At 45.2% G+C, this 19,230-nt stretch carries 18 protein-coding genes and 1 pseudogene; 1 reads left to right on the forward strand and 18 read right to left on the reverse strand.

What is annotated here, in order from left to right; all coding sequences use genetic code 11:
* Positions 1 to 62: 62 nt before the first annotated feature.
* The 17 genes and pseudogenes from NQ117_RS19215 to sigK all read right to left on the reverse strand — a co-directional run bounded on the left by NQ117_RS19215 (position 63) and on the right by sigK (position 16,165).
* Positions 63 to 821, reverse strand: coding sequence for a class I SAM-dependent DNA methyltransferase (locus NQ117_RS19215; RefSeq protein ID WP_258279633.1), 759 nt, complete (start codon positions 819 to 821; stop codon positions 63 to 65).
* A gap of 383 nt (positions 822 to 1,204) precedes the next feature.
* Positions 1,205 to 2,074 (reverse strand): annotated as a pseudogene (locus NQ117_RS19220) (CvfB family protein); the annotation flags it as partial.
* Positions 2,071 to 2,418, reverse strand: a complete 348-nt coding sequence (gene rsfS / locus NQ117_RS19225) for a ribosome silencing factor (RefSeq protein WP_258279634.1) — start codon at positions 2,416 to 2,418, stop codon at positions 2,071 to 2,073. The pseudogene NQ117_RS19220 and the gene rsfS, both read right to left, overlap by 4 nt.
* Positions 2,419 to 2,505: 87 nt before the next feature.
* A complete protein-coding gene (gene yqeK / locus NQ117_RS19230) occupies positions 2,506 to 3,096 on the reverse strand; it encodes a bis(5'-nucleosyl)-tetraphosphatase (symmetrical) YqeK (RefSeq protein ID WP_258279635.1) in 591 nt (196 codons plus the stop codon).
* A complete protein-coding gene (locus tag NQ117_RS19235) occupies positions 3,077 to 3,688 on the reverse strand; it encodes a nicotinate-nucleotide adenylyltransferase (protein WP_258279636.1) in 612 nt (203 codons plus the stop codon). Before NQ117_RS19235 ends, yqeK begins: the two co-directional genes overlap by 20 nt.
* A 57-nt stretch (positions 3,689 to 3,745) precedes the next feature.
* On the reverse strand, positions 3,746 to 4,045 hold the full coding sequence (gene yhbY / locus NQ117_RS19240; protein WP_258279637.1) for a ribosome assembly RNA-binding protein YhbY: 300 nt from the start codon (positions 4,043 to 4,045) through the stop codon (positions 3,746 to 3,748).
* A 202-nt stretch (positions 4,046 to 4,247) separates the two neighbouring features.
* Complete coding sequence (aroE, locus tag NQ117_RS19245) at positions 4,248 to 5,138, reverse strand: shikimate dehydrogenase (RefSeq protein ID WP_258279638.1); 891 nt, start codon at positions 5,136 to 5,138, stop codon at positions 4,248 to 4,250.
* Positions 5,139 to 5,204: 66 nt separating this feature from the next.
* Positions 5,205 to 6,320: a ribosome biogenesis GTPase YqeH gene (yqeH, locus tag NQ117_RS19250; RefSeq protein WP_258279639.1), complete on the reverse strand. Its 1,116-nt coding sequence runs from the start codon at positions 6,318 to 6,320 to the stop codon at positions 5,205 to 5,207.
* Positions 6,321 to 6,325: 5 nt separating this feature from the next.
* On the reverse strand, positions 6,326 to 6,844 hold the full coding sequence (locus NQ117_RS19255) for a YqeG family HAD IIIA-type phosphatase (RefSeq protein WP_258279640.1): 519 nt from the start codon (positions 6,842 to 6,844) through the stop codon (positions 6,326 to 6,328).
* A 117-nt stretch (positions 6,845 to 6,961) separates the two neighbouring features.
* Positions 6,962 to 9,319: a DUF4129 domain-containing transglutaminase family protein gene (locus tag NQ117_RS19260; RefSeq protein ID WP_258279641.1), complete on the reverse strand. Its 2,358-nt coding sequence runs from the start codon at positions 9,317 to 9,319 to the stop codon at positions 6,962 to 6,964.
* A complete protein-coding gene (locus NQ117_RS19265; RefSeq protein ID WP_258279642.1) occupies positions 9,319 to 10,575 on the reverse strand; it encodes a DUF58 domain-containing protein in 1,257 nt (418 codons plus the stop codon). Before NQ117_RS19265 ends, NQ117_RS19260 begins: the two co-directional genes overlap by 1 nt.
* 4 nt (positions 10,576 to 10,579) lie before the next feature.
* Positions 10,580 to 11,533 carry an AAA family ATPase gene (locus tag NQ117_RS19270; RefSeq protein ID WP_258279643.1) on the reverse strand — a complete coding sequence of 318 codons (954 nt, stop codon included), beginning with the start codon at positions 11,531 to 11,533 and terminating at the stop codon, positions 10,580 to 10,582.
* A 322-nt stretch (positions 11,534 to 11,855) separates the two neighbouring features.
* Positions 11,856 to 12,206, reverse strand: coding sequence for a stage V sporulation protein AE (gene spoVAE, locus NQ117_RS19275; RefSeq protein WP_258279644.1), 351 nt, complete (start codon positions 12,204 to 12,206; stop codon positions 11,856 to 11,858).
* A complete protein-coding gene (spoVAD, locus tag NQ117_RS19280) occupies positions 12,203 to 13,219 on the reverse strand; it encodes a stage V sporulation protein AD (RefSeq protein ID WP_258279645.1) in 1,017 nt (338 codons plus the stop codon). Before spoVAD ends, spoVAE begins: the two co-directional genes overlap by 4 nt.
* A gap of 62 nt (positions 13,220 to 13,281) precedes the next feature.
* Entirely contained in the window at positions 13,282 to 13,725 is a 444-nt protein-coding gene (spoVAC, locus tag NQ117_RS19285; protein ID WP_258279791.1) for a stage V sporulation protein AC, read from the reverse strand.
* Positions 13,726 to 14,238: 513 nt separating this feature from the next.
* On the reverse strand, positions 14,239 to 14,970 hold the full coding sequence (locus NQ117_RS19290) for a carbohydrate-binding family 9-like protein (protein ID WP_258279646.1): 732 nt from the start codon (positions 14,968 to 14,970) through the stop codon (positions 14,239 to 14,241).
* A 496-nt stretch (positions 14,971 to 15,466) separates the two neighbouring features.
* A complete protein-coding gene (gene sigK, locus NQ117_RS19295; RefSeq protein WP_028595930.1) occupies positions 15,467 to 16,165 on the reverse strand; it encodes an RNA polymerase sporulation sigma factor SigK in 699 nt (232 codons plus the stop codon).
* 352 nt (positions 16,166 to 16,517) lie between these two features.
* Between sigK and NQ117_RS19300 the strand changes: the two genes are divergently transcribed.
* Complete coding sequence (locus tag NQ117_RS19300; protein ID WP_258279647.1) at positions 16,518 to 17,756, forward strand: chitinase; 1,239 nt, start codon at positions 16,518 to 16,520, stop codon at positions 17,754 to 17,756.
* Positions 17,757 to 18,007: 251 nt separating this feature from the next.
* Here NQ117_RS19300 and NQ117_RS19305 read toward each other — a convergent pair whose 3' ends face one another.
* Positions 18,008 to 19,054: a lactonase family protein gene (locus NQ117_RS19305; protein ID WP_258279648.1), complete on the reverse strand. Its 1,047-nt coding sequence runs from the start codon at positions 19,052 to 19,054 to the stop codon at positions 18,008 to 18,010.
* Positions 19,055 to 19,230 lie beyond the last annotated feature (176 nt).

Below are 19,230 nucleotides of genomic sequence, written 5' to 3' on the forward strand. Positions count from 1 at the left end.
TGGTTTCGCTTTTATCTATTACTCGTTAGATGCATCTGAGCACTCCAACATCATAGACCCTATTATTGACGCACAGCTGTAACGAACAACCTCATGCTCTCTTCATCAGCCGATTGCCATGCAAAGTCTGCAAACACTTCGATTTGCTCGAAACCCGCTTCCTTCAACATCTCAATGACCGTCTCCGTTTCATAAGCACGCTGAACGTGAACCTCATCGATGCGATGATAGCGTTCACTCTCATTGTCCTGAACGAAAATAACCAAGTCATGTTCGATCTGCTGCTGCTCTCGGTCATAATCACAGTGCCACATATAAGCAATATCCTGCTCATCGAGTGTAAACGGCTGCTCCTGCTCATATTGTTCAAATTGACGTGCATGGTGCATATCGAACATGAACAATCCGCCAGAACGCAAATTCCTTGCAGTGTGTTCAAACACCGCCCTTACATCGTCGAGCTCTGTTATATAGTTAATGCAGTCGCAAAATGAAAAAACAGCATCAGCAGGATCAGGGATGGACCACGAACGCATATCTTGGCATACCCATTGAACCTTATCCCCCACACGTCCGTACGCATTCGCCTTTTCACGGGCCATCGTTAACATCGTCTCCGAAAGATCGATCCCGATGACCTCAGCTGCATCCTTAGCAAGCGGCAGGGTAAGCGAGCCTGTCCCACATCCGAGATCCACGATCCGCGCTGGGTGTATCTGATAGCGCTCAAGTGCTTCCTTCGCCATTCGCTGCCACTCGTCATATGGCATATCGGCCATCAGCCTGTCATAGACGAGTGCAAATGATTCGTAAGCGTTCATGCTGCTTTCCCTCCAATCGTTAGCGGTTAGCCCTAGCCTCGCCCTTAACGATCAGACTTAGGCTTATTTTGATCCGACCATGCCGGACGATTGGTAGATGGAGAAGGTCTAGATGCAGAGCGCTGTTGACCAAAGGAAGATTTCGCTCCAGTTCCAGAACCAGAGCCAGTCCGAGCGCCTTCACGATGCTGTCTGTCGCCCGGCTTCGCTCCACGGTTGCCGCGCTCGCCTTGCTGCCCTCGATCAGAAGCAAACGGCTTACGTGCAGCGCCGCTTTGACCAGCCTTGCCACGAGGAGCTTGCGCAGCATCAGGGCGCTTAGGCTGCGATGGCATCATACTCAGCATATGCATCGCATCTTCAATGCTTGCAGCTTCTCCGCTCTCTGTCAGCTTCGTCCAGCTGCCTTCTTGTACGATAAGGCCAGCTTTCATCAAACGGCCCATTGCGCGCTTGAATGATGACTTACTCGTATTGAAACGCTGCTTGACCACATCTGCTGGTGTCTCATCAGAATATGGCATTGCCCCATTCGAGCGTTCTTTGATCAGCTTGAACAACTTCTCCGCGTCTTGATCCATGCCAACTTCTTTGCGCTCTGCCAACGTTACATTGACACGACCGTCCTCACGCACATGAGAAATACGGACGCGAACACGTTCGCCAATTCGAAGCGCTGTCGGACGCTGTGATTGATGGAGAAGTCCAATCGCACCGAATCCAAGCAAACCACCTTGAATGACGAAAAATGTTCCCATTTTCAAAGCACGGTACACAATCGCATCCTGCCAAGTATTCATCCATGTTGTAGGCGCATGGAACACCAATGGTGCTAGATCTTCCTCTGTTGCAAGCTTAGCCATTAAGCGACCATATTTATCGTGAACCATTTTCACATAAACCGAATCGCCCACCTCTGGATACAACGGCTCAAAATCAGGCAGCTCGAACTTTGGCAGCAACAATTGTCTGCCGATGCCGATTTCAAGGAAATATCCATAGCGAGTATGATCAGCCACTTTCACTAAGCCAACTTCGTTCAAAGTCAACATAGGGCGTTTCATCGTTGATGCAAGACGATCTTCGGTATCAAAGAACAAAAACACGTCCAGCTCTTCTTCAATATGGATCTCGCGTGTTAATTCGGTATAATGCAAAATAACGTCATGCTCTTCATCCGTTAAAAAATAACCGAACGGCGACACTTCTCGTGCCACTCGCAATCGTTGAATCGTACCTGCTGTTAATGTCATGCCAAGTTCACAACTTTCGCGTCAGACCACAACTTTTCCAAGTTGTAGAATTCGCGCTCCTCGCGGTGGAATACGTGTATAACGATGTCCCCAAGGTCAACGAGCACCCAGCGAGCAGAGTTAAGTCCTTCTGTACCACGTACAGCTACACCTGCTTCATGTGCTGTTTTACGAATTTCGTTCGCAATCGCTTGTACTTGCGTATCCGAGTTACCATGACAAATCACGAAATAATCCGCGATCAAAGAAATACCTTGCAAATCAAGTGCGACGATATCCGATGCTTTCTTATCTTCTGCAGCATGTACTGTTTTCTCAAGCAATTGTTCAATTGTTAATTTCATTAGTTAGCCTCCTGGTAGTCACTATCATTTAATATTTTCCGTACAAACGCTTTTAAGCATACCCGCTGCGCCTACACACCTCGAGCATCATTCATTCACGGTAGCGCCTGCTTTAATTTCTTCTATCAAGGCATTACGTGCATCTATAGTAAGCGGATAAATGCGTGCGCCTTTCTCGATTAGGAACGAAATCGTGCTGTCCAATCCAGCAAGCAGCGCTTTCTCCAAGTTATGCTTCGATAGCTCACGAATCTGATTCACACCTGGGAAATCACGTCCTGGCTCCATGTAGTCAGCTAGACAAATTACTTTGTCCAGCATCGTCATTTGCACACGCCCAGAAGTATGGTATCGGATCGCATCCAATATTTCCACATCATTCACGCCGTAATCACGTTCTGCAACAACTGCTCCAACTGGGGCATGCCACAACACTTTATCGTGGAGAAGGAGATCGCACGGCAGCTGCTGTTCACGAATAATCTGTTCCATTTTGGACGTCGGCCAGTATTTAACTACATCATGCAAAAGCGCTGCCAAATCCGCCTTAACTGGATCTACTCCGTATTGCTCAGCAAGCTGTACAGCGGTTGTCATAACTCCAGCTGTATGATTCCATCTGGAAGCCGGCATCTGGGAACGAACCGCTTCCATTAGCTCATCGCGAGTCAGTTTCATACAATTCCCACCTCTTCACGTATTGCTCCACCGTATCCGGTACGAGGAAGCGAATGGACCTTCCTTCTTTACAACGCTTACGAATATTCGTGGAGGAAATATCAAGCTGCGGCATAGCCACTTCAATAATTCGCTGCTGCCAAGCTGGTGGCAGAGCTTCAACCGTCCACGACGATCCAGGACGTTGCAAGCCAATGAAGTGAATCGTGCTCATCAATTCTTCAATGGCATGCCAGTTGGGCAAATACGATACCATATCGCCGCCAATAATCCAGTACCAGTTCACATTTGGATATTGGACCTGCAGCCCTTGCACCGTATCCCATGTATACGAAACGCCGCCTTGTTCTAATTCCCATTTACTAGCATGAAAATGTTCTACAGGGGCGACGGCGAGCTCGACCATCTGCAAGCGATACTCTTGGCTCGCCTCAGGCTGCCTCGTCTTGTGAGGAGGAACATGCGTAGGCATAAACCATACTTCATCCAGCCCTGCTGCCTCATAGGCTGCTTCCGCTGCCAGCAAATGACCGAGATGAATCGGATCAAATGTTCCTCCCATGATTCCAATACGCTTTGCGGCAACCTGCATCGCCGAGCCCCCTAGCCATTCCCAGTATATTTCGCACGATTAACGTGTTTCGTCTATTTATTTGGACTTAGGCAATTCAATTTGCTTCTTGTCCTTAGATTCCTTGTACAACACAATCGTCTTGCCGATAACTTGTACAAGCTCTGCGCCAGATTGTTTGGACAGCTCGTCGCCGATCTCATAACGGTCTTCCAAACAGTTGTTCAAGATTGAAATTTTAATAAGTTCACGCGTTTCAATCGCTTCTTCAATGTGGCGAATAAGCTGATCGTTTACGCCGCCTTTACCCACTTGGAAAATTGGTTGAAGATTATGAGCTAGAGAACGCAAGTAGCGTTTTTGTTTACCTGTTAACATGAATGTTATTCATCCTTCCTGTTGTCACTGCCTAATATACTTCTTGTCCTACAAACTAGGATAAACTGCACCTAGATTCGGTACGTGATTATCTATTGATTAAGACGCTGAACAGCAAGCCATATTCCATATACTCACCGTAAGAAGGCTGTCCTGAATGGGACAACCTTCATCTTTAAACCATATTTAGATACGAGTTAAATCATTTGCCCAGCGTATCATAGACGGTTTGTCTCATCAATACCGTCGGAGCTGGTTGCTGATTCCACAGCTCAAATGCAATAGCCCCCTGATACACAAACATACCCAAACCTTCGTGAACCGTCGCTCCAAGCTGTTCTGCTGATTGAAGCAACTTTGTACGAAGCGGATTGTAAATAATATCACTCACAACCATATGTCGTCTCAGCCATGCGGTCGCAACGGGGGAATCATCCACCTGTGGATGCATCCCAACAGAAGTTGTCTGAATGAGCACGTTTACTTCGTCTGGATTCAAATCTGGAATCCCTTCATCGATGCCAATTGGAATTACTGCCCCAAACTCCTTTAAGTCCTCAGCAAGTTGAAACGCTCGCTCCTTCGTACGGTTTGCAACATACAACTTGCGGCAGCCTTCTCTCAACAACGCATAGGCGATTCCGCGGGCCGCGCCTCCTGCACCGATTATGATGATCGAGGCAGAAGATACATCGACGCCAGACTCTTCCTTTAAGGAGCGTACATATCCAAGTCCGTCCGTATTGTAACCGATTAATGTGCCGTTGTCATTCACAATCGTATTAACCGCTCCGCTGGCACTTGCACTCTCATCCAGTTGGTCCAGATAGTGTATCACTTGCTCTTTGTGAGGAATCGTAACGTTCATTCCCTTAATTCCCAAAGCACGCATGCCAGCAATGGCTTGCTCCAATTGCTCCGAAGGCACTTGAAAAGCGGTATATACACCATCCAAATGGCAAGCCTGCAAAGCAGCATTGTGCATAAGCGGGGATTTGGACTGTCTTATCGGATCTCCTATAACGGCAAGCAGCTGCGTGCTGCTGGATATATGGGATTTGCTAGCAGCGTCCACCACTGTCGGCGTTACCATCTTTATCTCCAACTCCTTCACCCGAATTGAATCGTGTGTCTGGTTGCGATATCGGGAGTACTATTTTTAGATTAATGCAGGTCTTGTAATGACCTTAACTCCTTTAGGCACGTGAATGTTAATAATCGCACCTTCTTTACCGTTACAGCGAATCCAGCCTAAGCCAGATACAAATACGTCTGTCGCGCTGCCACGATTTATACGAAGCTGATGCTTGGTCCATGCCGGAATATCAGCAAGTCGTTCCTTCGTTGGCGGAGCAAGCATGTCACCCGCGTGCTGCTCATACAATTCATCCGCGCGATCCAACTTTGTACGATGAATTGGCATCGCATTGGATACATAGCACGTGAAGGATTGGCGTTCCCCTTCCACAAAGTCCATACGAGCAAAAGCACCGAAGAATAAGGTCTGGCCATCATTCAGTTGATATACTTTCGGCTTAAGCTCCTTATCTGGCAGCAAAGTTCCAAGGTCTTCTCTTGCTACTAGCTCTGTCAAACGACTCGTATAAACGATACCAGGCGTATCCACGATATACTTGCCATCATCCAATGGGATATTCACCATATCCAATGTCGTTCCTGGATAACGGGAAGTGGTCAATTCTCGCTCCATATCGCTGTAATCACGAATAAGGCGGTTAATAAGTGTAGACTTACCCACATTCGTTGCACCAACCACATAAACGTCGCGATTGCCACGGTAGTTTCCTACCTGGTCCAATAAACGTTCGAAACCTAGATCACGTTTCGCACTTACTAAAATGATATCCACGATGCGAATACCGTGCTCTTTTGCCTGACGCTGTACCCAGTTCGTCAAACGGTTCCAGTTCGTAGACTTCGGCAACAAATCAATCTTGTTAACAACGAGCAAAACAGGATTGTTCCCTACAAAACGCTGCAAACCCGAAATTAAGCTTCCGTCGAAATCGAACAGATCGACGATATGGATGACAACTGCATCCTCTTGCCCAATGCGGCCCAGCATACGAAGGAAATCATCATTATTAATCGTTACGCTCATTGCTTCATTGTAGTTTTTGATACGGAAACAGCGCTGGCAAATAACTGGTGTCCGCTCCAATGCTTGCTGCGGCAAATAGCCGAGCTCCTCTGGCTTGTCCGTTTGCAGCTTAATCCCACAGCCGCTGCACTGCTGTATCGTTTCGTTACCCATTGATGTTAGTCCTCCTCATGCCACTTGCCTGTTCTCCGTAAGCGAGCAGTGACAATCCGTTCTATTCTTCGATTAATCCGTGTCGTCCAGCCTTCATCATGAATCGCAATCGGCTGCACGAGAATCGTAAACATTCCCATTCGATTGCCGCCTAATACGTCAGTCAGCATCTGATCACCGACAACAATCGTTTCCTCTGGCTTCAATTCCATAAGTCGGAGTGCCTTATGAAACGCCTTTAGCGCTGGTTTACGTGCCGCATGCACATACTGAATATCCAATGGAGTCGCAAAATGCGCCACGCGCTGTTGGTTATTGTTCGACACGATGACCAACTTGAAACCTCTGCGTTTCACTTCTTCCAACCAAGCTTCCAGCTTTGGGTTCGCGAGAGGGTCTTTGGCCCCGACTAGCGTATTGTCCAAATCTGTAATAATGCCCTTATATCCTTTATCTTGAAGCAAGTCCAAGTCGATATCATAAACCGTACTTACACGTAAACGTGGAATAAGCCCCTCTAACAACGCTGTCACCTCATTTTCATACGAAAAACTATACCATATTGTTCGTTTTTCGTGCAAAAAAATGCCGTATTCGTCGCTTAGCTCACGTACCGAATACGGCTATCTTTGTTCATCTTATCATAAAACCGTCGGACGAGGGTGTTTAAATCGGCGAACCGCATTTTTCAATTGTTGCCAATCCTCTTCTTTAAGTTCACGTCCGCTGTATTTCGCCTCTTCAAAGGCGGCCACAATCTGCTCCGCAGCAAGTTTACGATCATCATCTTGCGTAAATGAACGCGCGACCATTTCACGAACAGTCTCGCCTTCTGCACGCCGCCACCCTTTCATACGGCAATAACTAAGCCACATTTCGGTTTCAAGAATAATGCGCTCGCGCATTGATAGATTCTTACTAAGTAGACGGAACCAGCGCAGGGAGAATCCAACCTGAGACCAACGAAACAGCACATAGGCAAGTGCTGCTACTGCGCTTAACATGAGAATGATTTGTGCTGCTTTTTCTACCCATGCTGGCAATGACGCCTCGGATTCTTCTTTCTTCTCCTCTACAGGTTTGTTTTCCTCTGGTTTCATTTCAGGCTCTTGAGCCTTTTCTGTCTCCGTATCTGTATCTTCAGAGACAATCGGCAAATTGAACCCTGGTGTCGGCTCGAATGCAACCCATCCGTACTCGTCCAACCACACTTCTACCCAAGAATGAGCGTCAGCATTGGTCACACGATACGTTGCACTGTCAAGATCATTAGTAGGACTGTTCATCTGATCAGGACGTCCTCCGTCCATCATATACGTGTTCGTGCCAGGGGCATATCCTTTAACCCAACGTGTTGGCACCCCTAATGAACGAAGCATAACCGCCATAGAGGAAGAGTAATAATCACAATATCCTTCCCGCATTTCAAATAGGAAGGAATCGACGAAATCCTCACTTATCTTCTTACTTAAGTCCGGCTTCGTCGTATAGTAAAATTCCTCTCGCAAATACTTCTCGATGAGTACTGCACGCTCATAATCATTATCTACATCACGAGTAAGATCATAGGCTAAATTTTTCACTCTAGCAGGCAAAGTATCAGGCAGTTGCAAATAAGGGTCCCAATATTGATCTAAACCATACTCTGGAGTTCTGCCATCCTGTGTAGCTTGTATAGCCAATTGAGGCTCTAAAATGACGACTTCGGATACGACATTATAAGCCTTTGGATACGATTCTGGATTGGAATCATACCATAACTCCGCATCCCTAGGCCCCCATCGTACTGTGCCTTCCTGTTCAGTCGAAATGATTTCATAGGATGATATCGTCCCCATACCGAACAATACATGGTACGTCTCATCCGTCAGCATTTCAACTTTTTGCTCTATTTTACGTTTTGGTAATAGCTCATCTGGACTCATGGAAGAAGGAAGTTTTTCATTCGGTCCTAACTCTTCTAGTTGGGACTCGGTATCTGTCCAACCATTGTCTTCATATGTGTACTTCGCCTCTCCTCGCCAATAGCCACGCACCTCTGAAGTTACGTCCATGACAGGAGAGAAATCAAGATTAAAGCCCCCACCTAGATTTTGATCCGTGCGACTGTACCCGGAAGTAGCGTTAACTTGTGATGTTCCGTCTCCAATACCAGCACCATACCCACCATTTACCCAAGTGGTATAAGGATCCTGTAATATAGGCTGCACTCTCGGCATACTGACGCCTGAAGTAACAATTAAGGAGATTAATACAACAGCACTGATCAGCATCTGAATCGGATATCGAACAGAACCTCGCCACATATGAGGGAACCGAGCACTGATCGAGCTAAAGTGAACGGCAATCAACCATACTAACGAAGCTCCTGTCAGCCACGCAACCTGATCCCATAAGTCGTCTGCTGTAAAAGAATCGAGTGCACCAAACACGATAAACTGAATAACGAGCAATATCATGACATGCCATGTCCAGCGTACCGTTTGATTAAATATTTCATAGGTGCACCAAATAAGGCCAACTAGCCAAATATAAGGATGATAGTCGTTAAAAGAAATCCTGATTCCTTCGTAACTTGCCGCAGAACCCCATATTTCATAGGCGTGTCCACCTGCTCTAACGGACCATATTACAACGAATATGCCTGCTAATAATCGCACCCAGGGCACAGCTGGGAACAAAAGGGTCAGAATGAGAACCCCGTCCAGCATCTTTCTTGTCATTGCAATCGTCTCTTCATACCAATAAGGAATAAGAGCTATCGTCCATTGAGACATAATCATGTATACACATACGGCAATAAGACGCTTCTCCCAATGAAGACCAAAAAACGCATGTCTCCATCTCATTGTACGTTCAGCGTTATGATCGGTCGCCTGCCCGTAATTCCGGATTTCCTCAGGATTCAATTCGTGTTTCATCTTATGCATTTCCTGTTGTGCCTGTTGTTGCGAACGATCGTAGCTCTCGCGACTTTCCTTTGAACGAGCAAGTCCCATTACTTCTGTCCCCCCAATCGAACCGGGAGCTGATTCAGCTCTGGAACAAAGATATAATCGAAGCCTTTACGTGCCAACTGGGCCTGGTTATTTGTTGTTGGACCAGATGTCTGGTCGCTTACTCCAAAGCAGTTGCCGAAAAAGCCGTATTGACTAAGCAACGTGGCTGCTGATAGCTGACGGAGGTTTTCTTCCCCACCTACCCAAGCTACAATACCGCCTCGTTGAAGCTCGGAATGGCTCATCCAACTGCTTATCCAAGCAGACTCATCAGACTTATTTCTCTGCGTAGAATAAAGATGTACCGAAGCCAGCCACTTACGGTATGGTCGAGTTTCTGCACGCACGGCATCCGATGACCATATCGTCAAACCGGAATGAATACCGACGACATTCACTTGGCGTTTATTTTTCCGACCATACTCAGCAAGAGAGGCAGCAACCGAAACAGCTAATTCGAATTGTTCCTCAGACGCATAAGCCTCAGCAGCACAATCCAACGCGATGATAAGACGTGGAATGCCTTCAAACTCATACTGCTTTGATTTTAATTCTCCTGTTCTAGCGGTAGCATTCCAATGAATTCTTGACAAGCGATCTCCTGGGACATATTCTCGTATACCACTCATTTGAGTTGATTCTCTGCGATGAATTGATTTTACTTGATCATGATGATGCATATTGCGCCAGTAAGGAGAAGCTGGCCAAGATGCTATCGTTATCGTTTGCGGAAGCACGTGAATCTCTTGCTTCTCTAGAAAACGCCCTTCTTGCATGAATAGTCCAAACAAATCTCTTGTCTGACAACTCGTCTCTATAAATTGGTAACTGCCTCGCTGGTGCAAAGCAATTTGATATTCAACGACAGCACATCGACTCGCATCAAGAGAAACGACTGTCTCGTGAATTCGTATCGGTTTGCCAAAACGACTGACTCCGTCTTTCACAACGATATATGGAATTGGGAACCAACCAGGAACACGAACTTCTAAATGCACAGGAATAGAAGAACCTACAGAAAAAGATAGGTTGGCCCCGCTCCCAAACGTACGAGCACCTGTCACTTTTCTAATGCCATTTCTAGCTCCAAGTAACCAATAGCAACCGAGAATCGTTGCCATCACGAGCAGCATGAAAGAAGTTTTTCCGCCCTGAAATAAAAAATATAAAATCAATGAAGCGTATATGAGACAAGCAGCGTAAACAGGCACATAACGATTTCGACGACGCAGAAACAACGGCTGGTGCTCTGTCATAGCTCTACATCTCCAATCGGATTGGCACTGGCACCTGTTTAAGAATTTGCTCCAAAATAGACTTGGCATTAACACCTTCTATTTTAGCGTCCATACTTATCATAAGGCGATGGCCTAGTACATGTGGCGCCATCTCTTTAACGTCATCTGGCGTAACATACGAGCGGCCTTTAAGCCATGCATACGCCTTAGAGGCCTGCATAAGCGCAAGCGATGCACGCGGGCTAGCCCCAAGCAATATGTGGCGATTCTTTCGTGTCGCACGTACAATATCGATAATATAACCGCCAATCGCATCATCGGCATGCACGTGTTTCGCTTCCTCTTGAACTTTATGTATAAGATCGATATCAGCAATGGTCTCTACTCGCTCAGATGGCTGACCGTATACATGACGGAACAACATAAGCTTCTCTGTTGCTTCATCTGGGTAGCCTAAATGAATCTTCATCATAAATCGATCAAGCTGAGCCTCAGGTAGCGCATAGGTGCCCTCAAACTCAATCGGATTTTGCGTAGCAAACATGACAAATGGCTGCGGCAGCTCAAAGGTTTGACCATCAATCGTTACACGATGCTCCTCCATCGCTTCAAGAAGAGCCGATTGTGTCTTCGTCGTAGCCCGATTTATTTCATCCACGAGTAAAAAATTCGTCATGATCGGACCTTGGCGGAATATAAATGTTTGATCTTTAGGGTGAAAGATAAACATACCTGTTATATCTGTCGGTAGCAGATCAGGATTGCACTGCACCCTACGAAACTGTCCATCCAAAGATCGCGCTAGCGACTTAATGAGCTGTGTCTTACCTGTACCAGGTACATCTTCAATGAGAATATGTCCGCCAGCGATAACCGCTGTTAGTAATAGTTCGATCTCTTGATGTTTCCCTAGTATGTACTTCTCTAATGTTGATTGTAGGTGCAGCATACTAGCGTGTAATGGGGATGTCTTCATGTTGAAACCTCCTCAGGCCACTTATGAATATAGATGTATAAAATTGTATAATCAAGATTACATCCTATTATTTTACACTATAAGAGAACGAACGTACACGTACCATAAACAACGAGTATTTATACTTATTCACTCTCATTAATCTTGGATCACCTTCTGGTACTTAATTAACCAGCATAATGCACTGCTAATTAGTAAAAATATTACACAAAAAAACCGTCTCTTTGTAAATGGTTTGGAACCCCATTTGAGAAGAAACGGTTTCTTTTAAACGTGATTGATCTTGTATTCATTTATATCATTAACGGCACATTCGTACATTCTAGCCTTTCGGTCGAACGAACAGTGCTGCTAAAAATGAGAACACAATCGCTGCTGAAATCCCTGCACTTGTTGTTTTAAAAATACCACTCACTGCACCAACCCATCCATCCTTGTCGAGTTGGGTCAAGGCTCCATGAACAAGCGAGTTGCCGAAGCTCGTAATCGGAACCGTTGCTCCTGCACCTGCAAATTCGATAAGTGGATCATACCATCCAATACCATCTATAACAGCGCCAGCCACAACGAGAATGGCCATCGTATGTGCTGGAGTCAGCTTAGCAACATCAAACATTAGCTGCCCAATTACACATATCAATCCACCAACAATAAATGCCCATACAAAGGTCATGTTGCATCCTCCATTTCAAGCGTGACCGCATGCGAAATACTCGGAATTGTTTCCCCTTGCTGGTACGATAATGGTGACAACAAGGCACCCGTAGCAGCGATTAGCACCCTTTTTAATTCTCCTTTTTTCATACGCTGCAAAATATGTCCATACGTTACAACCGCTGAACAACCACAACCACTGCCTCCGGCCTGCACGGCTTGTTTCTCTGTGTCAAATACCATTAGACCACAGTCACTAAATACCGTGCCTTCCAAAGAAAAGTTGTTCTGTGTAAATAAATCTTTGGCAATGGCATGTCCAACCTTCGCCAAGTCACCTGTAACGATCAGATCATAATCTGAAGCTTTGCGCTTCAAATCTTCGATATGTGTCTGGATTGTATCCACAGCAGCGGGAGCCATCGCCGCACCCATATTGAAGGGATCGGTAATACCAAAATCGATGACTTTGCCAATCGTAGCCGCAATAACTCTTGGACCTTCTCCTTGCTGAGCGACTACCGCTGCACCAGCACCAGTAACAGTATATTGTGCGGTTGGCGGCTTCTGTGATCCATATTCCGTTGGATAACGGAATTGTTTCTCCGCTGTACAGTTATGGCTGCATGTCCCAGCCATTGCATACTTAGCATTGCCCGTATCCACTAACAGAGAAGCAACTGCTAATGATTCCATGGCTGTAGAACACGCACCGAACACCCCCAAATACGGTACCCCGAGTTTACGTGCAGCAAAGCTGTTGCTAATAATTTGGTTCAATAAGTCCCCACCAACAAAGTAGTTAATATCCTCGTCTTTAAGCTTGGCATTCAGCACCGCAAGTTCTGTCGCTTGTTCTAGAAGCTTGCGCTCTGCTTTCTCCCAGCTCTTCTCCTGCATGTCCAGATCGTCATGGATAAAGTCAAAGGTCGACGCGAGCGGTCCTTCACCTTCATCTGGGCCAACTACTGTTCCCGTACTTATAATGACCGGCTTGTTCTTAAACAGCCAAGTTTGGCGGCCAATATGCATGCGTAATCCTCCTTACGTTCGCGTTGATTCTTATGGTTTGTACGTACAAGGAAGTAGTCTCATCAATGTTTTAATCCGAAGATGAGATACACCAACGCTACAAAAAAGGCTGCCACCGTTCCAAATACGATAACCGATCCCGCCAACTTGAACATGTTCGCCCCTACACCAAGTACCAAACCTTCGGAACGATGCTCCATCGCTGCGGAAGACATCGAGTTAGCAAACCCTGTTACAGGAACCGCAGAGCCCGCACCTGCCCACTGTGCTAATTTGTCATATACCCCGAAGCTGGTTAAAATAACGGAAATAAAAATTAATATGACAATGGTAGGGCCACTCGCCTCTTCCTTTGTCATATGTGCCCATTTCACTAATGCTTGGGAGATTGCTTGTCCAATAACGCAAATTGTACCCCCTACCAAAAAAGCTCGTATACAGTTGGAGAAAACCGAACGTGCAGGTTCCCGCTTCTTTGCAATTTGCTGATATTGCTGCTCGGACATATTCCACTTGCCGTCTTTCCACAATGGGGATTTAGATTTCGTCGAAGTCGCCACGGGCAACCCTCCTGCCATCTTAATCGCATCTGTCAGGCAGATGTCTGTTACAGTATTTGTCCAATGAAGCGGGAATATGTTAACGATGACAATAAAGATTGTTGCTACATTATGGGGATGATGAGCTAGGTAGCGATGTTATTGCAGCAAGAAGGTGGGCAGGTTAACCCACATTTACGCTGCCTGAAGTAGAAGAAAAACAAGCAAAACAAACAGAAGCAACGCAAGGATATCAAACAAAAACGTATATAGCTGTTGTTGATTCGTTTCTATATCGATCGATTTACATTTATTTTTACTGGAAGAAACCATAATTATCGCTCCTTAGCCTTACGTAAATATTTCATTGTATGTGGCATTCGCCTGTTTGGCGACACCCCCTAGGCACTAGGCAAAAAGAAACCCTCTCCCCACTTTTTCAATGGTTAGAAGGTTTCACGATAACATCATCTATACTGCTTATCGAATAAAAAGCAGGCGGCCAAATCTTTCAGGCACATGGAAATTTATTTCCCCTGTAGGTGACCAGGCCCAGTAAGAACGCTCCTTACTTGTGTCCTCATCAATACGATAGCAATTTATTCTCCACTCACTTCCATCTTGTGGAGTCGTGTTCAAATCTGTGAAGGGAAGCTCAATGATGTACGAATAAACATGCGACTGTTCATGCATAGGTTTCTGGGTCTGAGCAGCAGACCGTTCATGCTCAGACGGCTCTAGCTTAGTTACGCTTGTTCTCAAACCATCTGCATTCCATTCCAATAAGTACTCTCGCGGCTTGTCAGGTCCATTCAATATAAGCGCGTCAAACACAACATTATTAGGACTCAAATTAAACTCATAATACTGCAATCCCTTTCCATCTACATCGATAAACCATTCCACGACATCCGCATGAAATAAAAGATCATCTCGGTTATTGTAAGGGCTATGTATATAATCATCTTCGCAAACAAACCTCATATGCAGCGCTGTATCCGTCCAACATACTTGTACGGTAGTTTGGAGTCTTGGCTTCTCTCCTGTTGCTACATCGACCAACTTGACAACCTGCATCTCCTGCCAGTCATTGTCTGTTGGCACATGATGCACATGTCGACAAAAATAGACTGGTACTGTACTCGTGCTTGCTGCAATTTCAATCATGTTGCCAAATTCATTAGGCACAGAGCGGTACTCAAGAACAATCATATTTAATAACTCCATTTCTGTAATAAAATGCACGATAAATCAACGTGATGTTGCATGAGAACTATACGTTCAGGAAACATATAGAACTAGGTTACACCTACTACCATATCCCTGCAATCAAATTCATTTTTTCTTTTATGTAAATAAAAATTAAAGAGACTGGGTTAGCAAAAAACCGGCTGACATTTCTATAAAATTAATTTTATCCGTTAACTTGATCTTGGAACTATAACTACCGTATCGAGAAATAAAAAGGACGGTCGATTACCCGCGCCATTCACTCGAAACTCCAAGTTAACGGAAGAACGATTGTTTATAGCCGCACTTGTAAAGTCAATTTGAAAGGTTTGATAATTTCTGAAACCAACATCAGCTAATTGAAACGTTCTTCCTATGCCTGTATTCACTGGCGCTTCTAATGACAACAATTGTCATATCTATACTCACACGAAAAGACCGATTTCCAGTTGGAAGTACGGCCTTTGTGTGATGGTTATTATTTTTTCTTGTAAAATTCGTGATACAGTTTCATCAAGGCTCGCTTCTCAATCCGAGATACATAGCTTCGTGATATCCCCAATTCACGGGCTATCTCCCGTTGTGTCCGTTCGTCGCCTCCGCCATCCAAGCCAAATCTACCGCGAATGACTTCTTGTTCCCGTTCATCCAAAATATCAAGATTACGATAAATTTTGCTCTTCTCTATCTTGAGCTGTACTTTGTCTACAACATCGTCACCGTCCGTGCCAAGAATATCGATAAGTGTAATTTCGTTCCCTTCTTTATCGGTACCAATTGGATCATGCAACGATACATCTTTGCGCGTCTTCTTCAATGAACGTAAATGCATTAGAATTTCGTTCTCAATACACCGAGCGGCGAAGGTAGCGAGCTTCGTCCCTTTGTTTGGCTGGAAGCTCTCAATTGCCTTAATCAATCCAATCGTGCCGATTGAAATCAGGTCCTCCAAATCATCGCCCGTATTGTCGAACTTCTTCACGATATGCGCCACCAACCGGAGATTGTGTTCAATCAGCATATTGCGTGAGTGCGCATTGCCTTCGGCCATCTGCAACAGATGCTTCATCTCATCCTCTTCGGTCAACGGTTGGGGAAATGCATTGTTTTTCACATAGGACACGAGCATAGATATTTGCTTAATAAAGAGTGCAATTGCTGTAAATAAGCCCGCCATGCCGGCCACCTCCAGAAGTCTGACGACGTTGTATTCTGCATGTTGCGCTACATCTGGCCTTTCACAACCTGCTGTTCGCAGCGCAGTGATACATTGTATGTGGGCACCCGCCTAGTCGTGCATGTACGGTTGGATTCAATGTAGAAAATGATGTTGAGAGGGCTCAAAAGTACTTACTTTACATTTTTGAATATTTCATTTGCTTTTTCATTCTTGGATTCCAACAAAAACTTGCTGACGCCACATTTTATTCCCTTCTAATGTTTTATTGTGCCTGTCATAATTCAAGTTACCCTCCATATAAATGAACAACGACAAGGAACACGAGTTGTTTAATAAAGGAGACATGAACATGCGCAATATTATGTATCCGCTTACAAGCAAACGATGCCAGCAAGCTGTTGCATTGACATTGGCTGTCACCCTATCCGCAATTCCTTTAGGAGCAACAACAGCATCTGCACAAGAAAGTTTCGGTTGCGTCAATGAAAAGACCATTCAACATGAACAGTCTCTAAGCAGCAAACTGGCCGTCGGAGAGAGCCGCATTTTGAACAAACAACAAATTCAAATGTTATGGGAAGGCATCGATGAGGATTTTTCTCCATCCAATGCGGTCGATGCTGTTCAAGCAGCACTGCCTAAGAAGGAATATGAAACGTTATTCCCTAATCGGCTCGGCTCAGCACAATGGCACCATTTTAACAAAACAAAAAAAGATTATAACGACCAACAAGGCGACTACTATTCGTATGATAATTTAATCGGCGCTGTACGATTAGTAGCCAACATTAAATACAAAGTCAACTTTCGGGAAGGAAGTCCATCTGCACAAGAAATTTATCGACTCGATAAAAAAGGAAAAACGGAAACTCTCATCGTTCGTTCAACGGATTTCAATTCGGCTGAAAATAAAACCAAAGCTGTTATTACTCAAATCGTGGACTTTGGCAGCTTCTTAAACGAAGGACTGGAGAAGGATCGCAAACGAGATTTAGCTGCGCTGTTAGCCAATCTCTCACATGAAACAGGCGGTGGTTGGGATAAGGCACCTGGGGGCGAACTCCGTTGGGGACTGTATTGGAATGAAAATATCGCAGGCAGAACCGGGCAAAACAAGTCCAACTTCGTAGACCCTGCCAGCAGCAAAGAGTTCCCCGGCTTCCCAGATAAGCGCTACTACGGGCGTGGTCCGATTATGCTTAGTTGGAACTTCAACTATGGACTGATGAGCGCAATCATATACGGAGATAAAAACGTACTGCTAAAAAATCCTGAATCAATCGTGGCAGATGGAAAGCTTGGATTTGCAACCGCGATTCTGTTCTGGATGACTCCACAAGCGCCAAAACCTTCTGCGCATGACGTCATGATCGGCAGGTGGAAGCCTTCAGCTGATCAGATTACCAAAGGGCTGCATCCTGCTGGATTCGGCGTCAGCATCATGGTGCTTAACGGCTTAGAAGCCAATCTGGATGAAACAAACGGCGCCATTAAGCGGCGCGCAGGACATTATCGAGATATAACGAGCAGAATGGGGATAGATGTCTCAGCTGAGAAAGTCGATACGCTAGGCATGAAGCCGTTTTAGATGAATTTAGATCCTATCTACACCGATAAAGAAGGGATTGAAATAGCACTCGTCGACATAGACAGATAAAGTAAGCGCATGGATGAAAAATCGAATGCTAACAAATAAAAGCATCTCCTACTGCTATCTACTATAAGATAGCGCTGAGATGCTTTTATACATCTTTTTACACACTTTCAAAAAAATCCGTTCTCACAGCACCGCTCATAAACCTAAAGCCTTCTTGCTTAATCATTAACGGATAATTCGCACTATTCCACTTCCAACACCTTCACACACACCGGCTTGTATAACTCCATCTTCTTGCCCGTATATACCGGAATACCATCCTTCAATTCAAAGAGTGTTACAGAATCAGAATCCTGATTCGCCACCAGCAAGCAGCGATCATCTGGCGTGATAACAAAGTTGCGCGGCATAGCTCCTTCCACGGAAACATGCCCCACCTGAATCAACGTTCCATCGTGCTGAATTCGGTATACTGCCAAACTATCATGTCCGCGATTGGAACCGTATAAATAAGCCCCAGCAGCGTCAATATGAATATCCGCACTGATTGTAGGCTTATCGAATCCTTCTGGAAGAGTTGTAACACGCTGAATCTCTCGTAAGGATCCATTTTCACGATCATAACGATATGCTGTAATCGTTGAGCTTAATTCTTCAATAATGTATAGCCACGGCTCATGCGGATGGAATACAGCATGGCGTGGACCAGCCCCTGGGCTTGTTGGTATGACATTCTGCTGCTGCAGCTTGCCGTTGACTGTATCCAACTTGTATATATACAACCGATCACAACCTAAGTCAGGCACAACCCAAAACGGAGTATTAGGCATATTAAAAATAGAATGCGGATGCGGTGCCTCTTGTCTATCTTGATGCACACTGCTGCCTTCATGATGCAGCTGATCGCTCATCTCCCCTATAGCTCCATGCTCATCAATAGGAAATACAGACACATTCCCGCTCGTATAATTCACCGCTAACAACCAAACGCCCGTCGCATCTATACTAATATGACATGGGTGATCGCCATTCGTCTTCTGCCTGCTCAGCTCCTTCAGCGTAAGCAATTGCGAATCGAGTTGGTATGAAACAACTTCTCCGTCCATCGTTTCACTAGCTGCAAACAGTAGATTTCGCTTTCCATCAATCGCTAAGAATGACGGACTATGAATGCCTGACACACCCGCAATCTTCTCCAAACTGCATGTCTTGCTGTCTAAGGACAATATATGAATACCTTCCTGATCCGCCGAACCGTAAGTACCTGTAAAAATCCAATACACGCTCACGAAAACAGCTCCCTTCTTCTAACAAAACATTCTTGATAGGTTATTCCTACCAATTATAGTAACACCAACACTTTTTCTGCAACTCCATATAGCAAAAAGCGCCCTCTTCCTGCAGCACACAGAAAAAGAGCGCTATTTTCATTTCTAGTATTTCAAATCTAAACGGAGGAACTATT

Origin of the sequence: Paenibacillus sp. SC116, from assembly GCF_024733555.1 — a bacterium.
Lineage (GTDB): Bacteria > Bacillota > Bacilli > Paenibacillales > Paenibacillaceae > Paenibacillus_B.